We start from the raw sequence: 17,447 nt of genomic DNA on the forward strand, positions 1-17,447 counted from the left end.
GCGAAGAATCCACCGCTATAGTCCAGTCCATTCACTTTCCAGAAGACCTGTTCATGCCCGCCATCCCTTCCACCACCGCTTACGTTCTCGCGCCTGTCGCGGGCGTGGTCGTGCGTGGCAGCCAGCAGCCGGCCATGATCAGTCACTACCCACCACCTGTCAGTGGCGTCGTAGGCGGCGTAGCTCCGCCTCCTTGCGCAGTCGTGGTGCTGGGCTGATCGGCCGCAGGCCGCTCCCCACCGCACTCGCAACCTACTGAACACGGTCGGCTATCCCCGCAAGACGCGATAGGCCCTCCGTACGGCTCATTTGCCCGTATACAGGTGGCAATACATGTCTGTTTTCAACAAAGCATCCGTGGCCTCGGCGGCCACCACCAGCCTGTTCGTCCTGCTGTGGAGCAGCGGGGCGATCGTTTCCAAGCTCGGCCTGGCCCAGGCCAGCCCTTTCGCCTTCCTGCTGCTGCGCTCGGCCCTGGCGCTTTTCGGTCTGTTGTTGATCGGACCGCTGCTCGGCTTGCGCTGGCCACGTACCCGGGGCGGCATTGTTCGCGCTTTGGGGACCGGCTGCGTGTTGCTGGGCGCCTACCAGATCTTCTACCTGCTGGCACTCAATACCCATGTCACCCCCGGCGTCATGGCCACGGTCATGGGCGTGCAACCGATCCTTACCGTGGTGCTGATGGAGCGCCAACGCTCCTGGAGCCGACTGTTCGGCCTGGGCCTGGGGCTTGGCGGCCTGGTGATGGTGGTCTACCAGGGCATCAACCTTGGCGGGGTATCCCTGACGGGCATGCTGTTCGCCCTGCTGGCGTTGGCCAGCATGACCTTCGGCTCGATCCTGCAGAAGCGCATCACCGACAACCCGATGGGCACCTTGCCGCTGCAGTACCTGGCCGGTTTTGCCCTGTGCGCGCTGTTCGCGCCGTTCCAGCCGCTGCAGGTCGAGTGGAACGCCAGCTTCGTCGGCGCGCTGCTGTGGATGGGGCTAGTGGTTTCGCTGCTGGCCACGCTGCTGCTGTACCGGCTGATCGCCCGTGGCAACCTGGTCAATGTCACCAGCCTGTTCTACCTGGTGCCGGCGGTGACGGCGGTGATGGACTTCGCCATCTTCGGTAACCGCCTGGCGCCGCTCAGCCTGCTGGGAATGGGGTTGATCGTGGTCGGGTTGCTGTTCGTGTTCCGCAAGCCGGCGTTGCGCGCGGCCGAGGCCTGAGTAAAGAAATGCTGGGAGCGGGGCAAGCCCGCTCCCACATCACGACCGTGCAGGGCGCAGCACCAGCCAGAGCGCCGCGGCGATCAGCAGGCCGCCGTACAGGTGCGCCATCGACAGCGGCTCATCCAGCAGCCACGCCCCCCACAGTACGCCGAACACCGGGATCAGGAAGGTCACGGTGCTGGCCTTGACCGGCCCGATTTCGTTCAGCAGGCGGAAGTACAAGATGTAGGCGAACGCCGTGCACAGTAGCCCCAGGCCCAAGAGCGACAGCCATACCTGCCAGCCGCCCCAGCTGGCAGGCGGCTGGGTCAGCGCGCTCCAGGCGAACAGCGGGCTCAACAGCAGGGTGGCGCCGAGCATGCTGCCCAGGGCAGACAGACGGCTGTCCAGCGTTCCCACCCAGCGCCGCGCGAGGAAACCCGCGAAACCGTAGCAGGTGGTCGCCGCCAGGCACGCCAGGGCGCCTTGCACCAGGGCCATGTCCAGCGCCACCGGGCCGGCGCCGCTGAGGATGCCTACGCCGAACAGGCCGAGGAAGATCCCGCAGAGCTTGGGCAGGGTCATCGCCTCGCGGAAGAACAAGGTGCCGATCAGCACGCCCATCAGTGGCGTGGTGGCGTTGAAGATCGCCGAGTAGCCCGCCGGCAGCACCTGCGCCGCCACGGAATAGAACGTGGCCGGAATGCCGGAGTTGATCATGCCCAGCACCAGGCAGGCACCCAGCTTGCCCTCGAAATTCCAGCGCACCCGGGCGGCGGCGAGGATGGCGATCAGCCCCAGGCAGGCGATCGACACGCGGAAAAAGGCGGTCGGCACGGTGCCGAGCTCGGGAGCGATGATGCGCATGAACAGGAAGCTAGCACCCCAGACGGCGGCAAGGGTCAACAGACGGGCAAGGGCGATGGGGCTCACGGGTGGTCTCCGGCGGTGGGGCAGGGGCGCGAGTGTACGTCAGTGGGCAAGCGGGATTCTTGTGCTTTCTTGCTGTGTAAGCCTTATCGCGGGGCAAGCCCGCTTCCACGTGTGGAACACTGGCGGCGTGGGAGCGGGCTTGCCCCGCGATAAGGTCCACACTGCCTGCGAGCCGCTTACGGACGACTAAGCTATCTAACTCAACTTGCCATGAGATCCCGCGCATGACCCAACCCTGGCCCGCCGCCGACATCGCCCGGATGATCCTCGATGGCTTCGACGACTACCGCGAGCATTTTCGCCGCATCACCCTCGGTGCCCGCGAGCGTTTCGAGCAGGCGCGCTGGCAGGAAATCCAGCATGCCGCGGCGGCGCGGATCAATCTCTACGAAGACAAGGTCGCCGAGGTCAGCGGTTGGCTGCGCCAAGGCTTCGAGACCTCCCAACTGCTGGACGTCGAGCAGTGGCCATTGGTGAAGAACGCCTACATCCGCCTGATCGACCCGCGGCTGGACGATGAGCTGTCCGAGACCTGGTATAACTCGTTGTTCTGCAGCCTGTTCAGTCATGACCAGATCAGCGACGGCTGCATGTTCATCCACACCACTCGCCCGTCCATGCGCGGCCACGAGCGCGCGGCGCAGACCCGCACCTATGCGCTGGACGGTGGACTGAAGGGGCTGTTGCGGGCAATCTTCGCCGATTACCGCTTCAACGTGCCCTACGGGGGCCTGGAGGGCGACCTGTCGCGGTTGCAGGACCAGCTGCGTGAATGCCTGCCCGACTGGGTGTGCAAGGACCCGGCGCTGGCAGTGGAGCTGTTCACCCCGGTGCTCTACCGCAACAAGGGCGCCTACCTGGTCGGGCGCCTGTACACCCCCGACGAGCAGTGGCCGCTGGTGATCCCGCTGCTGCACCGCGAAGGCCATGGCATCGAGGCCGATACGCTGATCACCGATGAGGCGGAGGTGTCGATCATCTTCTCCTTCACCCGTTCGTACTTCATGGTCGATGTGCCGGTGCCGGCGGAGTTCGTCAACTTCCTCAAGCGCATCCTGCCGGGCAAGCACATCGCCGAGCTGTACACCTCGATCGGTTTCTACAAACACGGCAAGTCGGAGTTCTACCGCGCACTGATCAACCACCTGGCCAACAGCGACGACCGCTTCATCATGGCGCCGGGGGTGCGCGGGATGGTGATGAGCGTGTTCACCCTGCCGGGCTTCAACACGGTGTTCAAGATCATCAAGGATCGTTTCTCGCCGTCCAAGACTGTTGATCGCGCCACGGTGATTGAGAAATATCGCCTGGTGAAGAGCGTGGATCGCGTCGGACGCATGGCCGACACCCAGGAGTTCGCCGATTTTCGCTTCCCCCGCGCCAAGTTCGACCCCGACTGCCTTGCCGAGCTGCTGGAAGTGGCGCCCTCCACCGTGGCGCTGGAGGGGGACACGGTACTCATTCGTCACTGCTGGACCGAGCGACGCATGACCCCGCTCAATCTCTACCTTGAACAGGCCAGCGAAGCCCAGGTGCTGGAAGCGCTGGAGGACTACGGGCTGGCGATCAAGCAGCTGGCGGCGGCCAACATCTTCCCCGGTGACATGCTGCTGAAGAACTTCGGCGTTACTCGCCATGGCCGGGTGGTGTTCTACGATTACGACGAGATCAGCTACCTCACCGAGGTCAACTTCCGCCATATCCCGCCGCCGCGCTACCCCGAGGACGAGATGTCGGGCGAACCGTGGTACTCGATCGGGCCGCACGACGTGTTCCCCGAGGAGTTTCCGCCGTTCCTGTTCGCCGATATCGGCCAGCGCCGCTTGTTCAGCCGACTGCATGGCGAGTTGTATGACGCCGATTACTGGAAAGGGCTGCAGGAGGCGATCCGCGCGGGGAAGGTGATCGATGTTTTTCCGTATCGGCGCAAGGGGCGCTGAATGGCGCCCAAACATGTAACCCTGTAGGAGCGGCCTTGTGCCGCGAAAGGGCCGCAACGCGGCCCCGGCATTTTCGCTGCGAAGCTGAAATCCTGGGGCTGCTTTGCAGCCCTTTCGCGGCACAAGGCCGCTCCTACATGGGGGGTATGGCTTGAGCAGCCCAGCTAACTTCAACCTCTCAGGCACTTGAGCTCACTGAAATCCGCCCGCACCTTGCCCAGGCGCTGCTGCAGGAACTGCTTCTGCGCAAGGCTGCTCTGCTTCATCAGATCGACCAGCAGGCTGCGCGCCTGCTGTTCACTGTTCTCATAGGCCTGGCGGTACTCCGCCGTCCACAGGCTTTCCTTGCGCTGCAGCAGTTGCGCCAGGCGCGGTTCGAAGCCGGGCGTGGCGCGCTGGTCCATTGCCAGCACCAGCTGCTGCTGCCAGTGCGCGCGATTGGCGATCGACTGGCGGTTCTGGTCGCCCAGGGCCTGGGACCAGCTCATCACCCGCAAGCGTTGCTGGGCGCTGAGCTCACCCAGCCAGGGTTCCAGGCGCTTCTGCATGCGTGCGGCGCGTTGTTCGATCTGTTTGGGCAGCGGGGTTTCGTCGTAGGTTTTGCGGCACTTGTCGATGTCGGCGCGAAACGCCTGGCGCATCTCGGCGACCTGGGTGTCGCTCATCCCGCGCAGCAGTTCGGTGGCCGAGGGGGTGATCGCCGTGGCCACCCGGCCGATGGCCTGGCGGGCTTCGAGGGTGCGTTGCTCCAGGGCCTGGTCGGTGACTGCGTCTTCGGCAACCATCAGCCGCACCCGGTCGAGCCAGTCGAGGTAGCCGGGCAGCTGCGTCTTGCAGTGCCAGGCCAGTTGTTCTCTGAGCCGTTCGTCGAGCAGCTGTTTCTGCTCGCGGTTCATGTCCAGGTAGTCGTCCAGCGACCAGGGCACCAGGCGGTCAAGGTTGCGGTAGGCCAGGTCGATGCGGCTGCAGGCCACAAGGGCCAGGGCGAAGCCGATGACGAGCAGCAGGGTTTGGGGCAGGCGTCGGGGCATGAGCGAATCCTTGCACAGGCTGGCCAGGCGGTGGACGCAAGGTGGGCCCGAGGGTTCCGGCGCATGCGCGCTCGGGCGGACGGGCGGGTCAAGTGTTAGAATAGCCGCCTTGTCTTGAGGATCTTCGGAAATGGCTCTGCTTGGGCGTTACAACAGTTTGCAAATCGTGAAACACGTGGAATTCGGCCTGTACCTGGACGGCGGTGCCGACGGCGAGATCCTCCTGCCACGGCGCTACTTCCCCAAGGATGCCGAACTCGAGCTGGACGACTGGCTCAACGTGTTCATCTACCTCGACAGCGAGGACCAGCTGATCGCCACCACCGAGAAGCCGAAGATGCAGGTAGGCGAGTTCGCCAGCCTCAAGGTCAAGGACATCAACGGCGCGGGCATCTTCCTCGACTGGGGCCTGTCCAAGGACCTGCTGATGCCCTACTCGGAAGAGTCCCGGCCACTGAAGATCGGTGACTACTGCGTGGTCCACGCCTACCTGGACAAACGCACCCGGCGCATCACCGCCACCGCCAAGCTGGACCGTTACCTGGACCGCACCCCGGTGGACTACCAGGTCGGCCAGCCGGTCGAGCTGCTGGTGGCCGGCGAGACGCCGATGGGCTTCAAGGCGATCATCAACAACCGCCACTGGGGCCTGATCCACAAGAACGAAGTGTTCAAGTTCCTGCGTTCGGGCATGCACGAGAAGGGCTTCATCAAGGAAGTGCGCGCCGATGGCAAGATCGCCCTGAGCCTGCAGCCGGTGGGCCAGGCCCTGGCCGACGGCTTGTCCGAGCAGATCATGCAGCGCCTTGAAGCCAATGGCGGCGTGCTGGCGGTGTGCGACAAGAGCGATCCGGCGCTGATCAGCCAGATGTTCAATGTCAGCAAGGGCAACTTCAAGAAAGCTATCGGCGCACTGTTCAAGCAGGGCCGGATCGTCATCCATGACGATCGCATCGAGCGGGCCTGATCAGGCCTGCACGAAGGTGCTGAAGTCCAGCTGCTCGCCACCCGGGCGGCTGTCGCGCAGCAGCGAGTCGCGGTCGGCGCTCAGGGCCAGGCTGATGGTCGAGCGGCGTTTACCGGCGTTGCGCACTTCCATCTGCTCCTGGTGAGCGCGCAGGAAGTTGGTCGGTACCTTCAGGTGCTGCAGTTCATCGGTTTCCGGGGTGTGCAGCAGCAGGTTGACCCAGTCTGGCTGGCCTTTGCGCAGCAGCGCCACCGGCACCTCGAACCACCACAGGTTGCGCTTCTTGTCGAGGATGGCGAACAGGGTGTTGTCGCGGTTGAGCACCGGTCGGGTCAGCGCTTCGTTGCGCCGGGCGATGGCGGTGGGTTTGTCGAGTTTCATGCAGGTTCCTGCGGGTTGACGCTAGATTGGCCTGGTATTGTGCGGGTGGGCTCATCGCGGGGCAAGTCGCATCGGCGCACCGCCGCTCCCACGGGGAAGGCGTGAAGCCGTTGGGCTGAGCGCAGGCAAACTAATTGAAACTCCTGCCGATGGCCATGGGTCGATCAGGTGTCGACACGATTTCCCGTGTCTTTCCGGCAAGGAGACATCCCATGAGCGGCACCAAGGATAAAGCGAAAGGCCTGGCCAACGAGGCCGTGGGCAACATCAAGCAGGGCGTCGGCAAGGTGACCGACAACGACAGGCTGCGCGCCGAGGGCAAGGCCCAGGAGTTGAAGGGCGAGGCGCAGCAGGCCGTGGGCAAGGTCAAGGATGCCGTGAAGAAACCTTGATCGCAGTGGCATAGTCGCGGGGCAGTGCGCTCTCACGCGGTGGGAGCGGGTTTGCCCCGCGATTGCTTTGTGCGTTCGGCAACGCGCCAGCGAACAGCACGCCCGCCGCCTGGTCTATTAGACTTGTTGCATTGCCACCCCGATCAAGCGGCGAAAGGAGACGCTATGATTTTCCCCGACCTGCGCGGCCTGCCCCTGCACCGCGTGCTGGTGCGCACCGTCAAGGAGTTCCTCGACGACGAGATGTCCACCTATGCCTCCGCGCTGGCCTACCAGATGCTGTTCTCGTTGTTCCCGTTCCTGCTGTTCCTGATTGCCCTGATCGGTTTCCTGCACCTGCCGGACTTCTTCTCCTGGCTGCGCCTGCAGTCCGAGCTGGTGCTGCCGCCCCAGGCCCTGGAGCAGGTCAACCCGGTGATCGACCAGTTGCAACAGTCCAAGGGCGGACTGCTGTCGGTGGGTATCGTGATCGCCCTGTGGACCGCCTCGGCCGGCGTGCGCCTGATGATGAGCGCGATGAACGCCGCCTACGACGTGCCTGAAGGGCGGCCGGTGTGGAAGCGCATCCCGCTGTCGATCATCTACACCGTCGGCGTCGCCGGCATGCTCCTGGCGGCCGCCGCGCTGATGGTGCTGGGGCCGCAGGTCATGGGGTGGATCGCCTCCCAGGTGGGCCTGGAAGAGGCGGTAGTGGTCGTCTGGACCATCCTGCGCTGGCCGGCGATCATCATCCTGATGATGGTGGCGGTGGCGCTGATCTACTACGTGATGCCCGATGTGAAGCAGAAATTCCGCTTCATCACCCCGGGCTCGGTGCTGGCGGTAGTGGTGTGGATCGTCGCGTCGCTGGGTTTTGCCTACTACGTGAAGACCTTCGCCGACTACAACGCCATGTATGGCAGTATCGGGGCGATTATCGTGCTGCTGCTGTATTTCTACATCTCCGCCGCCGTGCTGCTGCTGGGGGCCGAGATGAACGCGGTGATCGAGCACATGTCCGCTGAGGGCAAGAACCCCGGCGAAAAGGAGTTCGCCCAGGACAATCCGCAACAGAGCATCACCGTGCTCGGGCATGAGCACCCGGTGACACCCGAACCCCAGACCCGCGAGCCGAATACCAGATGATCCGCGACATTCTCAAGATGGGCGACGAACGCCTGCTGCGCATCGCCCCGCCGGTGCCGGAGCATATGCTCGGCAGCCCCGAGCTCAAGCAACTGATCGACGACATGTTCGAGACCATGGCCCATGTCGGTGGGGTAGGCCTGGCCGCGCCGCAGATCGGCATCGACCTGCAACTGGTGATCTTCGGCTTCGAGCGCAGCGAGCGCTACCCGGACGCCGAGCCGGTGCCGCGGACCATCCTGCTCAACCCGGTGATCACGCCGCTGGCCACGGAAGTCGAGGACGGCTGGGAAGGCTGCCTGTCGGTGCCGGGCCTGCGCGGCGTGGTGCCGCGCTACAAGCACATCAGCTATTCGGGCATCGACCCCCAGGGCAACCCGATCAACCGCTTTGCCGATGGCTTTCATGCGCGGGTGGTGCAGCATGAGTGCGATCACCTGATCGGCCGGTTGTACCCCTCACGCATCCAGGACTTCAGCAAGTTCGGCTACACCGACGTGCTGTTCCCCGGGCTCGATGTGGCCGACGACTGATCCCGCACCAGCGCCACCAAGGGCTTGCTGCGCTGGTAACGGGCCAGGCGCGAGGCCAGGGCTTCGGGCAGTGTGGTGGCGGGCGTGAAGGCCAGGCGCTGGTAGAAGGGCGTCAGGTCCGGATGGCAGAACAGCCAGGTCGCGCAGGTGCTGTCGGCCAGCGCGGCCTCTACCAGTTGCGAGGCGATCTGCCGGCCACGCCATTGCGGGGCGACGAACAGGCCGGTCAGCCAGTAGCCGCCCTCTACGGGTGTCAGGTTCATTCCGCCGACGATTCCACCGCTGCGCGCGACCCACTGCTCGCCATCACTGGCGGCGCGCATGCGCGAGCCGTGCTGGCGATAGAACTGCTCCAGCAGGCGGCGCTGGATAGGGGGCAGAAGGGTGCAGGTCAGGGGCGGCATGCGTGGCTCACGCTGTGTGGCTCATCGCGGGGCAAGCCCGCTCCCACAAGGTCGCATGCAGCCTGTAGGAGCGGGCTTGTCCCGCGACAGGGCCTGTGCAGGAAAAATGATGGTGCTTTGTCGCAGATTGTTGCAAATCCGGCAAGGGTGAATAACCGACCCAGGGGTTCAACTATTCTGACTGCGGAGTAGACTTTCACTCATCCCCCCGGCAGTACGATAAAGCGGGATCGGTACTTCGTGTCATCTTCGCAGTCGATGACAACTTCTCCGCGCCATTGACGGCATCAGAAGTCACGCGATCAGCTTGATAGCCATCAAGGTCGTTATCCATGAAAGCCTTACTGATTCTTGCATTGGTCGGTATGTCCTCGCTCGCCTTCGCGGACCAGGTCAAGACCGCAGACACCCAACCCGTGGTCGAGCAGTACGACTATTCCACCAACCTCGACATCAAGCGCGTGATCAGCCTGTCGACGATTCCCAACGTCTGTGAAGTGGTGCCCGCCACCATGACCTACGAGGACCATCAGGGACAGGTGCACACCCTTCAGTACCGTGCCCTGGGCGAGGGCTGCCGCCTGAATTGAGCCGTGCACAATCCCTGTAGGAGCGGCCTTGTGCCGCGAAAGGGCCGCAAAGCGGCCCCGGCGATCTTTGCGCCAACACTGAAATCTGGGGCCGCTTTGCGGCCCTTTCGCGGCACAAGGCCGCTCCTACAGGGGCAGGTGTAAATCCCGGACGAGCTCCAGCCCCTGCTTCAACTGCGCGCGGCTGTGCGCCGCCGACAGGCTGACCCGCACTGCCCGCACACGCTCCGTGCCCACCGCGAACACACTGGCCGGCACGATCTCCACTCCTTGCGCCCGACACCGGGCAACCAGCGTCTCGGCTTCTGCAGACGTGGTCAGCCAGGCATGGGGCGAAGGCACGCCGTCCACCTGCAGTGCATTACCCAGCAACGCCCGCGCCAGGCGCCAACGCTCGGCCAGTTCCTCCCGCTGCCAGGCCAGTCGCCGTGCGGCGGTCCCGTCCGAAATCCACTGGCAAGCGATGTGCAGGTTCAATGGCGACACCGACCAATGGGTGGCCTGGGCATAGGGGTCGATCTGCTCCAGCAACGCTGGCCGCGCCACGATCCAGCCCAGGCGCAGGCCGGCGGCCACGGTCTTGGACAAACTGCTGATCAGCACCCCGCGGCCTTCGAGCAAAGGGTACAGCGGCGGCCGGTCGGTCAAGGCGCCGTACACGTCATCCTCGATCACCAGCAAGTCGTGGCGCCTGGCGACTGCCGCCAGCGCCTGGCGCCGGGCCTCGCCCATGCAGGCCCCGGTCGGGTTGTGCAGGGTCGGGGTGGTCACCAGTACCCGCGCGCCACTGGCCCGCACGACGCGGTCCAGTTCGTCCGGGCGCAAACCCTGTTCATCCAGAGCCACCCCCTGCACCGGCAGGCGCAGCTGTCGACAGGCCGCCTTGATGCCCGGGGCGGTCAACGCTTCGACCATCACCGGCTCGCCTGCCTGGCACAGTGACTGCAGCACCAGGATCAAGGCCTGTTGGGCGCCACCGCAGAGCAGCACCTCCTCGGGTCTCAGGTCCAGGCCGCGATTGGCCAGCCAGCGGGCGCCCTGGATCCGCCCCAGTAGCAATTGCTCCGGCCCCAGGTAATGGTCGAGCAGGGTGGTTTCACCCTGTTCGAGCAGTCTGCGCAGGCTGTGTTCGAGGTCAAGATTGTGCGGATCGGCCACTGGCACGTTGGTCGACAGGTCGATCACCGGGTGCTGGCGGTCGGGCTGCTTGAGGCGGAATAGTGTCGCCTCCTTGCTGCTGGCCAGCACGTAGGTGCCGCGCCCCACTTCACCGGACACCAGGTGCCGCGCCGCAGCCTCGCGGTACGCCTGTTGCGTGGTGCTTGGGTTCAGGCCCAGCGTCCAGGCCAGGCGACGCTGGGGCGGCAGGCGTTCGCCGGCTTTCAGCTCGCCCTGTTCGATGGCGCCGGCAATGGCTTCGACCAGCGCCAGGTAGCGCGGCTGGTCGTTGTCTGGCAGGGAGGGAATCCACACGAAATTGCTACCCATGCAATATATGTTTGGACCCATACAATGACCGGCGCTTAGGATCGGATCAAGCCCTACCGATGAAGGAAGATCGCCATGTTCGACTTGCCCGCCCTGCGTGAAGCCGCCGACTTTGTTCACCAGCACGTTCCGCCGACCCCGCAGCATGCCTGGCCGCTGCTGGCCGAGCGGCTGGGTTGCCAGCTCTGGGTCAAGCATGAGAACCATGCCCCCACCGGTGCCTTCAAGGTGCGTGGTGGGCTGGTCTACGTGCGTTCCCTGCAGGCAGCTGGCGAAGTCCCCCGCGGGCTGGTCACCGCCACCCGCGGCAACCATGGCCAGAGCATGGCCCTGGCGGCGCGCCAGGCGGGCTTGCCGCTGGTGATCGTGGTGCCTGAAGGCAACTCGCGAGAGAAGAATGCCGCCATGCGCGCCCTGGGCGCGGAACTGGTGGAGCACGGCGTGGACTTCGACGTTGCCCGTGAAGAGGCGGCGCGCCTGGCCGAGGAACGCGGCTACCAGATGGTCCCATCGTTCCACCCAGAGCTGGTGCGCGGTGTGGCCACCTACGCCTTGGAGCTGTTCGAGGCGGTGGCCGAGCTGGATTGCGTGTATGTGCCGATCGGCATGGGCTCGGGCATCTGCGGGCTGATCCAGGCGCGCAATCTGCTGGGGCTGTCCACCGAGATCGTCGGCGTGGTATCCGCTGCGGCAGACGCTTATGCCCAGAGCTTCGAGCAGGGTCGCATCATCACCACCGCCAGCGCCAACACCTTCGCCGACGGCATGGCCTGTCGCGTGCCGCACCCCGATGCCTTCGCCCTGGTGCGCGAGCATGCCGCACGCATCGTGCGGGTGAGCGACGACGAGATCGGCGAGGCCATGCGGCTCTACCACGAGACCACCCACAACACCGCCGAAGGTGCCGGTGCCGCTGCCCTGGCCGCATTGATGCAGGAACGTGGGCGTCAGGCCGGCAAGCGTGTGGCGGTGGTGCTCAGTGGCGCCAATGTGGATCGTGGGCGTTATGCGCAGGTGTTGGCGGGGTGATGAAAAATTCTGAATGAATGTCGAGGCAGAAGAGCTTCCCCGGTCTTGGTAGCATTTTTGTCTACCTGCGAGGCATTTCTGGGGATCGACGATGAATCACATTCACTACAGGGGCTACGAGGCCAGTGTCGAATACGATGCGCATGACCAGATCTTCGTCGGACGTGTACTTGGCATGATCGGTATCATCAGTTTTCACGCCAGCACTCTGCATGGGTTGCACGAAGCGTTTCAACAAGCCGTGGAAGACTATGTTTCCGACTGCACAGGCCAGTCGGAATCTGTCTGAGCGAGTGAACTTTCTTTCTGTACGGCAAGCGCACCCTCGGGTTCAATGTGCACCCCTGATTACGTCCAGAGTGCGCCATGCCTTTCTCCAACGGTTTTCTCCTCAGCCTTTCCCTGTGCCTGGACATCGGCATGGCCAATATCGCCATGATCACCCTGGCCATGCAGCGCGGCTTTCTCCAAGGGTTCTGGCTGGGACTGGGTACCTGCGTCGGCGACCTGGTCTATGCAATTGCTGCTCTGGCCGGGATGACCGTGCTGTTGCAGTTCGAAAGCGTGCGCTGGGCCCTGTGGCTGGGCGGTTCGGCACTGCTGGTGTGGTTTGCCGTGAAGATGCTGCTGGCGGCCTGGCGCGGCGGGCACCTGGAGTCGCGGGGCGAAGTGGTGGTGGAGTCTGGCTGGCGCGAGTTCCTGCGCGGGATCTTCCTGGCCATGTCCTCGCCCAGCGCGATCCTCTGGTTCGCGGCGGTGGGTGGGGTGCTGATCTCCAGGTCTGGTGGCGGCAGCCTGCTCGACGCGGGTCTGTTCCTCGGGGGCTTCTTCGCCGCCGGGTTGGTCTGGTGCGTGTCGCTCTGCGCCATCGCCAGCCATGGTGGGCGCTTGCTCGGTGATCGGCTGCTGACGTGGTCCTACCTGCTGTCGGCGGCCATTTTCTGTTATTTCGCGGTGTATGTGATTCTCTCCGGTTATCGTGAGTTCATCTTGTCTACACCCGTTTGAGTCATGGAGTTCCCAGAAGTGGCAATGATCCAACCCTGCACTGACCCGGGCAGCCCGGCCTGGCTGCACTTGCGCAGCGCCTTGTGGCCCGACAGTGCGGCGACTGACCACCTGGCGGAAATGGCCGATATCGCCGGCCGCCCCGCAACCTTCGTGGCCCTGCTGGCGTATGACGAGCAGGGCAGGGCGCAAGGGCTGGCCGAGGCGTCGGTGCGTCATGACTATGTCAATGGCAGCAATACTTCGCCGGTGGCGTACCTCGAAGGCGTCTTTGTTGAACAGGCCTCGCGCGGCCAGGGCGTCGCCCGCCAGCTGATCGCGGCTGTCGAACGGTGGGCCGATGGCAAAGGTTGCCGCGAACTGGCCTCGGACGCCGCGCTGGACAACCTTGGCAGCCAGCGCATGCACGCGGCCCTGGGCTTTGCCGAGACCGAGCGTGTCGTGTACTTCCTCAAGCCAGTCGCGCCCCTCGACTGAAAATTTCCGGGCAGTTGTCGATTTGCCGTTTTCCCGTTCGACCAGTGTTGAAAGCGTCACCACCAACCCTGATGAGTCTTCGGAGGAAACACCGATGAACACTGCAGCCGAGCATGAACTGAAGCAACTGATCGAACAGTGGATGCAAGCCGTGCGCGAGCGTGACGTCGACCGTATCGTCGCCCCCTACGCCGACGACATTGTCGCCTTCGACGCCATCCAGGCCCTGCAATTCAAGGGCAAGGCCGCCTATCGCGCCCACTGGGAAATGTGCATGGGCATGTGCACCGGGCCGATGGTGTTCGAATTGGCGCAGCTGACCGTGCACGCCGACGGCGACCTGGGCCTGGCCCACTGGCTCAACCGCTGTGGCCCGGGCGACGATGAGAGCCAGTGCGGCTTCATGCGCGCCACTGTCGGCTACCGGCGCAGCGGCGGCCAATGGCAGGTCATCCACGAACACTGGTCGGCACCGTTCGACATGGAAACGCAAAAAGCGCTGTTCGATCTCAAACCTTGAACGCCCTCGACCGCCTATCGCCACCTCGCCCCGGAGACGATCATGAAATACCTGTGCCTGGTCTATTGTGATGAAGCGCTGTTGCACAGCCTGCCCGACAGCCCCGAGGACGCCGAATGCATGGCCTACGCCGAGTCCATCCAGGGCTCCGGGCGGATGATCGCCGCCGAGGCGCTCAAGCCCGTGCAGACGGCCACCACGGTACGCGTGCGCGCCGGACACATGAGCCTGACCGACGGTCCGTTCGCCGAGACCAAGGAGCAGTTGGCCGGGTTCTACCTGGTCGATGCCCGCGACCTCAATGAAGCGTTGAACATCGCCAGGGGCATTCCGGCGGCGCGGGTCGGCAGCGTCGAGGTGCGTCCGGTGCGTGAGTTGCAACCCTGACCCAATAAGGAGAGCACGATGACCCAGGTATCGCCGGGCTGATGAATAGCGAAGGGCAAATCCGGGATGAAGTGGCGGCGGTCTACCGCCGCGACTCCCGGCGCATCCTGGCCACCCTGATCCGCCTGCTGGGAGACTTCGACCTGGCCGAGGAGGCCCTGCATGACGCCTTCTTCATTGCCGTCGAGCGCTGGCAGCGCGATGGCATCCCGGACAATCCGCGGGCCTGGCTGGTCTCCGCTGGCCGCTTCAAGGCCATCGACGCCTTGCGTCGGCGTGCCCGTTTCGACCGCTCCCAGGCGGACCTGATCATGCTGCTGGAGGGCGAGGCCCAGGACCCGGGCGAGCAGGAGCTGCTGGTCGACGATCGGCTGCGCCTGATCTTCACCTGCTGCCACCCAGCCCTGGCCTTCGATGCCCAGGTGCCGCTGACACTGCGCGAGGTCTGCGACCTGACCACCGAGCAGATCGCCCGCGCCTTCCTGCAGAGCCCGGCGACCATCGCCCAGCGCATCGTGCGCGCCAAGGCCAAGATCCGCGATGCGCAGATCCCCTACCAGGTACCGGAGCTGGGCGAGTTGCCGGAGCGGCTGGAGAGTGTGCTGCGGGTGATCTACCTGGTGTTCAACGAGGGATATTCGGCGTCGTCGGGCGAGGATGTGACCACGCGCGCGCTGACCGACGAAGCTATCCGCCTGGGCCGGTTGCTGGCGCAGTTGTTGCCGGATGCCGAAGTGCTGGGGCTGCTGGCGCTGATGCTGTTGCAGGCCTCGCGGCAGAACGCGCGCAGCGATACCGACGGCGAGCTGGTGCTGCTCGACGAACAGGACCGGAGCCTGTGGGACCGGACACAGATAGAGGAGGGCAGCCAGTTGGTGCGCCAGGCACTGAGCAGCCGGGAGTTCGGCCCCTACAGTGTGCAGGCGGCGATTGCCGCGCTGCATGCCGAAGCGCCCAGCGCCGAGGCCACCGACTGGGACGAGATCGTCGGCCTGTACGACGTGCTGCAGCGCCACTGGCCGTCACCGGTGGTGGAGCTGAACCGGGCGGCGGCACTGGCCCGGCGTGATGGCGCGCAGGTCGGGTTGCGGGCGGTCGAAGCAATTCTCGAGCGGGGCGAACTGGGCGAATACCACCTGGCCCATGCCGCGCGCGCCGAACTGCATCGGCAGCTGGGCAATACCGAACAGGCCCGCGAGGCCTGGCAGCAGGCATTGACGCTGACCCGGCAGGGGCCGGAACGCCGCCATATCGAGCGGCGCTTGCGCGAGCTGGGGTGAGGTCATACCTGTAGGAGCGGCCTCGTGCCGCGAAAGGGCTGCGTAGCAGCCCCGGCGATCTATGCATGGACGCTGAAATCCAGGGACTGCTGCGCAGCCCTTTCGCGGCACAAGGCCGCTCCTACAGTGACCGTGAGAGCCGCAGTGCTTTCAGCCGGCAACGAACTCCGGCGGGCTCACCAGCTCGACGGTCTGCTGTTTGCGCGGCGCGAGGATCTCGGCTTCGCCGGCGACCACCAGCTCGTCGTTCTGGTTGTACACGTTGGTGGCGATACGCACCTTGAACTTGGGCAGCTTCTCGAGGATTTCCAGGCGCACGGTCAGCTCGTCGCCGATCTTCACCGGCTTCTGGAAGCTCATCTGCTGGCCCAGGTAGATGGTGCCCGGGCCAGGCAGGGTGCAGGCCACTGCGGCGCTGATCAGCGCGCCGCTGAACATGCCGTGGGCGATGCGTTCCTTGAACATGCTCTTGGCGGCGAACTCGGCATCCAGGTGCACCGGGTTGTGGTCGCCGGACATGGCGGCGAACAGCTGGATGTCGCGTTCTGCCACGGACTTCTTGTATTCAGCTTTCTGGCCGACTTCGAGGGCTTCGTAAGGCGTGTTGGTGACCTGGGTCATCAGGGGCTTCCTTGTGGAACGGACGAGGCTGCCGATCATTCACTGCGGGCAGGGCGGCCAAGGGCCAGCGCCTGCTCCAGCCAGCCGATGATCTCGGCGGTGACCTCGTCGCGATGGGTTTCGTTGAGCACTTCGTGGCGTGCGCCGGGGTAGATGCGCAACTGTACATGACGGTTGCCGGTCGCGCGCAGGGCGTCGGCCAGATGGGTGAGACGCTTGCCGGCACTCACCGGATCACATTCGCCGCCCAGCACGAAGATCGGCAGGTTCGGATCGATCTGCGCCAGGTTCTTCTTCTGACTGATCTGCGCCAACCCCTGCAGCAGGTCGAGCCACAGCTGGTTACTGCAGCGAAAGCCGCACAGCGGATCGGCGATGTACTTGTCCACCTCCGCGGCATCACGGCTGAGCCAGTCGAAAGCGGTGCGGTTGGGCTTGAACGCCTTGTTGAACGAGCCGAACGACAGCCAGTCGATCAGCGCGCTCTTGCCCAGCGGGCCCTGGCGCCAGGCCTCGAGACGGGCAATCAGGCGCGCCGCGCGGTACAGCGCCACCGGCTGGAAGTTCGAACCGCTGAGGATCGCGCCCTGCAGGCTGGCGCTGTGGTGCAGCAGGTAGGCCTGGCCGATGTAGCTGCCCATGCTGTGGCCGAACAGGAACAGCGGGGTTCCCGGAAACTGCTGGCCGATGTGCTGGGCCAGCAGGCCCAGGTCGTTGAGCACGGCATTCCAGCCATTTTGCCGGGCGAACAGGCCCAGGCTGCCCAGTTCAGCGGTGCGGCCGTGGCCGCGCAGGTCGGGGGCGAGCAGCCCGTAGCCGGCCGCGTTGAGCGCATGGCCCAGGCGCTGGTAGCGCCCGGCATGCTCGGCCATGCCATGGGCCAGCAGCACCACGGCCTTGACCGGTGTGGCCGGCAGCCATTGGTGGACATAAAGGCTGCAATGCTCGCTGGCGGGGAGCCAGAAGGCGTCGTGGGGCATGGCGGGTCCTTGCGCGCGGAGGTTGCCCAACAGTGTATGCGCAAAGCCATCGATTGCAGGAAGGGCGGAAAAGAGATTCACAATGTTAATGGCGGCACTTGGCGTATTTGCCACCTTCGACAGAGCTGCTAACGTCGGCTGAACACCTTTTTGCCAGCAGGCGA

The 17,447-nt window shown here is 64.8% G+C and carries 21 protein-coding genes; 14 read left to right on the forward strand and 7 right to left on the reverse strand.

Annotation, left to right across the window (positions count from 1 at the left end; all coding sequences use genetic code 11):
* Positions 1-333: 333 nt before the first annotated feature.
* A complete protein-coding gene (locus NMG10_RS15350) occupies positions 334-1,215 on the forward strand; it encodes a DMT family transporter (protein WP_203651370.1) in 882 nt (293 codons plus the stop codon).
* 39 nt (positions 1,216-1,254) lie between these two features.
* Here NMG10_RS15350 and NMG10_RS15355 read toward each other — a convergent pair whose 3' ends face one another.
* Positions 1,255-2,130, reverse strand: a complete 876-nt coding sequence (locus NMG10_RS15355) for a DMT family transporter (RefSeq protein WP_110739181.1) — start codon at positions 2,128-2,130, stop codon at positions 1,255-1,257.
* Positions 2,131-2,354: 224 nt separating this feature from the next.
* On the opposite strand from NMG10_RS15355, the gene aceK reads away from it, so the two are divergent.
* A complete protein-coding gene (gene aceK / locus NMG10_RS15360) occupies positions 2,355-4,070 on the forward strand; it encodes a bifunctional isocitrate dehydrogenase kinase/phosphatase (RefSeq protein ID WP_254464633.1) in 1,716 nt (571 codons plus the stop codon).
* A gap of 170 nt (positions 4,071-4,240) precedes the next feature.
* On the opposite strand, the gene NMG10_RS15365 is transcribed toward aceK, so the two are convergent.
* Positions 4,241-5,101: a DUF6279 family lipoprotein gene (locus NMG10_RS15365; protein WP_254464634.1), complete on the reverse strand. Its 861-nt coding sequence runs from the start codon at positions 5,099-5,101 to the stop codon at positions 4,241-4,243.
* Positions 5,102-5,231: 130 nt separating this feature from the next.
* Between NMG10_RS15365 and NMG10_RS15370 the strand changes: the two genes are divergently transcribed.
* Positions 5,232-6,068: a S1 RNA-binding domain-containing protein gene (locus NMG10_RS15370; protein WP_110739178.1), complete on the forward strand. Its 837-nt coding sequence runs from the start codon at positions 5,232-5,234 to the stop codon at positions 6,066-6,068.
* Here the strand turns inward: NMG10_RS15370 and NMG10_RS15375 are convergent, their stop codons facing one another.
* Positions 6,069-6,449 (reverse strand): hypothetical protein, encoded by a 381-nt coding sequence (locus tag NMG10_RS15375; protein WP_050706820.1) that lies wholly within the window; start codon positions 6,447-6,449, stop codon positions 6,069-6,071. It lies immediately after the preceding gene.
* Between the two features lie 212 nt (positions 6,450-6,661).
* Here NMG10_RS15375 and NMG10_RS15380 point away from each other — a divergent pair, with 212 nt between their 5' ends.
* The 3 genes from NMG10_RS15380 (at position 6,662) to def (ending at position 8,499) form a co-directional block, all read left to right on the forward strand.
* Entirely contained in the window at positions 6,662-6,841 is a 180-nt protein-coding gene (locus NMG10_RS15380; RefSeq protein WP_050706819.1) for a CsbD family protein, read from the forward strand.
* Positions 6,842-7,006: 165 nt separating this feature from the next.
* Positions 7,007-7,966 carry a YihY/virulence factor BrkB family protein gene (locus NMG10_RS15385; protein WP_254464635.1) on the forward strand — a complete coding sequence of 320 codons (960 nt, stop codon included), beginning with the start codon at positions 7,007-7,009 and terminating at the stop codon, positions 7,964-7,966.
* Complete coding sequence (gene def / locus NMG10_RS15390; protein ID WP_186733041.1) at positions 7,963-8,499, forward strand: peptide deformylase; 537 nt, start codon at positions 7,963-7,965, stop codon at positions 8,497-8,499. The genes NMG10_RS15385 and def overlap by 4 nt, the downstream gene beginning before the upstream one ends.
* On the opposite strand, the gene NMG10_RS15395 is transcribed toward def, so the two are convergent.
* Positions 8,454-8,903: a GNAT family N-acetyltransferase gene (locus NMG10_RS15395; RefSeq protein ID WP_254464636.1), complete on the reverse strand. Its 450-nt coding sequence runs from the start codon at positions 8,901-8,903 to the stop codon at positions 8,454-8,456. The genes def and NMG10_RS15395 overlap by 46 nt on opposite strands.
* Before the next feature lie 332 nt (positions 8,904-9,235).
* On the opposite strand from NMG10_RS15395, the gene NMG10_RS15400 reads away from it, so the two are divergent.
* A complete protein-coding gene (locus NMG10_RS15400; RefSeq protein WP_028693053.1) occupies positions 9,236-9,493 on the forward strand; it encodes a DUF2790 domain-containing protein in 258 nt (85 codons plus the stop codon).
* Positions 9,494-9,619: 126 nt separating this feature from the next.
* On the opposite strand, the gene NMG10_RS15405 is transcribed toward NMG10_RS15400, so the two are convergent.
* Positions 9,620-10,981: a PLP-dependent aminotransferase family protein gene (locus tag NMG10_RS15405; protein ID WP_234560269.1), complete on the reverse strand. Its 1,362-nt coding sequence runs from the start codon at positions 10,979-10,981 to the stop codon at positions 9,620-9,622.
* 75 nt (positions 10,982-11,056) lie between these two features.
* Between NMG10_RS15405 and NMG10_RS15410 the strand changes: the two genes are divergently transcribed.
* From NMG10_RS15410 to NMG10_RS15440, 7 genes are all read left to right on the forward strand, one after another.
* On the forward strand, positions 11,057-12,010 hold the full coding sequence (locus tag NMG10_RS15410; RefSeq protein ID WP_254464637.1) for a threonine dehydratase: 954 nt from the start codon (positions 11,057-11,059) through the stop codon (positions 12,008-12,010).
* A 91-nt stretch (positions 12,011-12,101) separates the two neighbouring features.
* Positions 12,102-12,299: a hypothetical protein gene (locus NMG10_RS15415; RefSeq protein ID WP_232857280.1), complete on the forward strand. Its 198-nt coding sequence runs from the start codon at positions 12,102-12,104 to the stop codon at positions 12,297-12,299.
* 77 nt (positions 12,300-12,376) lie between these two features.
* Complete coding sequence (locus tag NMG10_RS15420; RefSeq protein ID WP_232857281.1) at positions 12,377-13,018, forward strand: LysE family translocator; 642 nt, start codon at positions 12,377-12,379, stop codon at positions 13,016-13,018.
* A gap of 24 nt (positions 13,019-13,042) precedes the next feature.
* Entirely contained in the window at positions 13,043-13,495 is a 453-nt protein-coding gene (aac(6'), locus tag NMG10_RS15425) for an aminoglycoside 6'-N-acetyltransferase (RefSeq protein WP_232857282.1), read from the forward strand.
* 94 nt (positions 13,496-13,589) lie between these two features.
* A complete protein-coding gene (locus tag NMG10_RS15430; RefSeq protein WP_254464638.1) occupies positions 13,590-14,015 on the forward strand; it encodes a nuclear transport factor 2 family protein in 426 nt (141 codons plus the stop codon).
* Positions 14,016-14,057: 42 nt separating this feature from the next.
* Positions 14,058-14,402 (forward strand): YciI family protein, encoded by a 345-nt coding sequence (locus NMG10_RS15435; protein ID WP_203651392.1) that lies wholly within the window; start codon positions 14,058-14,060, stop codon positions 14,400-14,402.
* A gap of 41 nt (positions 14,403-14,443) precedes the next feature.
* Entirely contained in the window at positions 14,444-15,682 is a 1,239-nt protein-coding gene (locus tag NMG10_RS15440; RefSeq protein WP_203651394.1) for an RNA polymerase sigma factor, read from the forward strand.
* 150 nt (positions 15,683-15,832) lie between these two features.
* Here the strand turns inward: NMG10_RS15440 and NMG10_RS15445 are convergent, their stop codons facing one another.
* Together NMG10_RS15445 and NMG10_RS15450 are read right to left on the reverse strand one after the other, a co-directional pair.
* Positions 15,833-16,303, reverse strand: a complete 471-nt coding sequence (locus NMG10_RS15445; protein WP_062574831.1) for a MaoC family dehydratase — start codon at positions 16,301-16,303, stop codon at positions 15,833-15,835.
* Positions 16,304-16,338: 35 nt separating this feature from the next.
* A complete protein-coding gene (locus NMG10_RS15450) occupies positions 16,339-17,283 on the reverse strand; it encodes an alpha/beta hydrolase (protein WP_110739167.1) in 945 nt (314 codons plus the stop codon).
* Positions 17,284-17,447 lie beyond the last annotated feature (164 nt).

The organism is Pseudomonas sp. DVZ6, from assembly GCF_024259445.1.
Taxonomy (GTDB): domain Bacteria; phylum Pseudomonadota; class Gammaproteobacteria; order Pseudomonadales; family Pseudomonadaceae; genus Aquipseudomonas; species Aquipseudomonas peradeniyensis.

Coding starts and splice junctions, on each gene's coding strand:
- NMG10_RS15405 (WP_234560269.1), bottom strand. CDS start 10,981: ATGGGTAGCAATTTCGTGTGGATTCCCTCCCTGCCAGACAACGACCAG.
- NMG10_RS15350 (WP_203651370.1), top strand. CDS start 334: ATGTCTGTTTTCAACAAAGCATCCGTGGCCTCGGCGGCCACCACCAGC.
- NMG10_RS15410 (WP_254464637.1), top strand. CDS start 11,057: ATGTTCGACTTGCCCGCCCTGCGTGAAGCCGCCGACTTTGTTCACCAG.
- NMG10_RS15380 (WP_050706819.1), top strand. CDS start 6,662: ATGAGCGGCACCAAGGATAAAGCGAAAGGCCTGGCCAACGAGGCCGTG.
- NMG10_RS15450 (WP_110739167.1), bottom strand. CDS start 17,283: ATGCCCCACGACGCCTTCTGGCTCCCCGCCAGCGAGCATTGCAGCCTT.
- NMG10_RS15385 (WP_254464635.1), top strand. CDS start 7,007: ATGATTTTCCCCGACCTGCGCGGCCTGCCCCTGCACCGCGTGCTGGTG.
- NMG10_RS15400 (WP_028693053.1), top strand. CDS start 9,236: ATGAAAGCCTTACTGATTCTTGCATTGGTCGGTATGTCCTCGCTCGCC.
- NMG10_RS15430 (WP_254464638.1), top strand. CDS start 13,590: ATGAACACTGCAGCCGAGCATGAACTGAAGCAACTGATCGAACAGTGG.
- NMG10_RS15370 (WP_110739178.1), top strand. CDS start 5,232: ATGGCTCTGCTTGGGCGTTACAACAGTTTGCAAATCGTGAAACACGTG.
- NMG10_RS15415 (WP_232857280.1), top strand. CDS start 12,102: ATGAATCACATTCACTACAGGGGCTACGAGGCCAGTGTCGAATACGAT.
- NMG10_RS15395 (WP_254464636.1), bottom strand. CDS start 8,903: ATGCCGCCCCTGACCTGCACCCTTCTGCCCCCTATCCAGCGCCGCCTG.
- def (WP_186733041.1), top strand. CDS start 7,963: ATGATCCGCGACATTCTCAAGATGGGCGACGAACGCCTGCTGCGCATC.
- NMG10_RS15365 (WP_254464634.1), bottom strand. CDS start 5,101: ATGCCCCGACGCCTGCCCCAAACCCTGCTGCTCGTCATCGGCTTCGCC.
- NMG10_RS15375 (WP_050706820.1), bottom strand. CDS start 6,449: ATGAAACTCGACAAACCCACCGCCATCGCCCGGCGCAACGAAGCGCTG.
- aceK (WP_254464633.1), top strand. CDS start 2,355: ATGACCCAACCCTGGCCCGCCGCCGACATCGCCCGGATGATCCTCGAT.
- NMG10_RS15420 (WP_232857281.1), top strand. CDS start 12,377: ATGCCTTTCTCCAACGGTTTTCTCCTCAGCCTTTCCCTGTGCCTGGAC.
- NMG10_RS15440 (WP_203651394.1), top strand. CDS start 14,444: ATGAATAGCGAAGGGCAAATCCGGGATGAAGTGGCGGCGGTCTACCGC.
- NMG10_RS15445 (WP_062574831.1), bottom strand. CDS start 16,303: ATGACCCAGGTCACCAACACGCCTTACGAAGCCCTCGAAGTCGGCCAG.
- NMG10_RS15435 (WP_203651392.1), top strand. CDS start 14,058: ATGAAATACCTGTGCCTGGTCTATTGTGATGAAGCGCTGTTGCACAGC.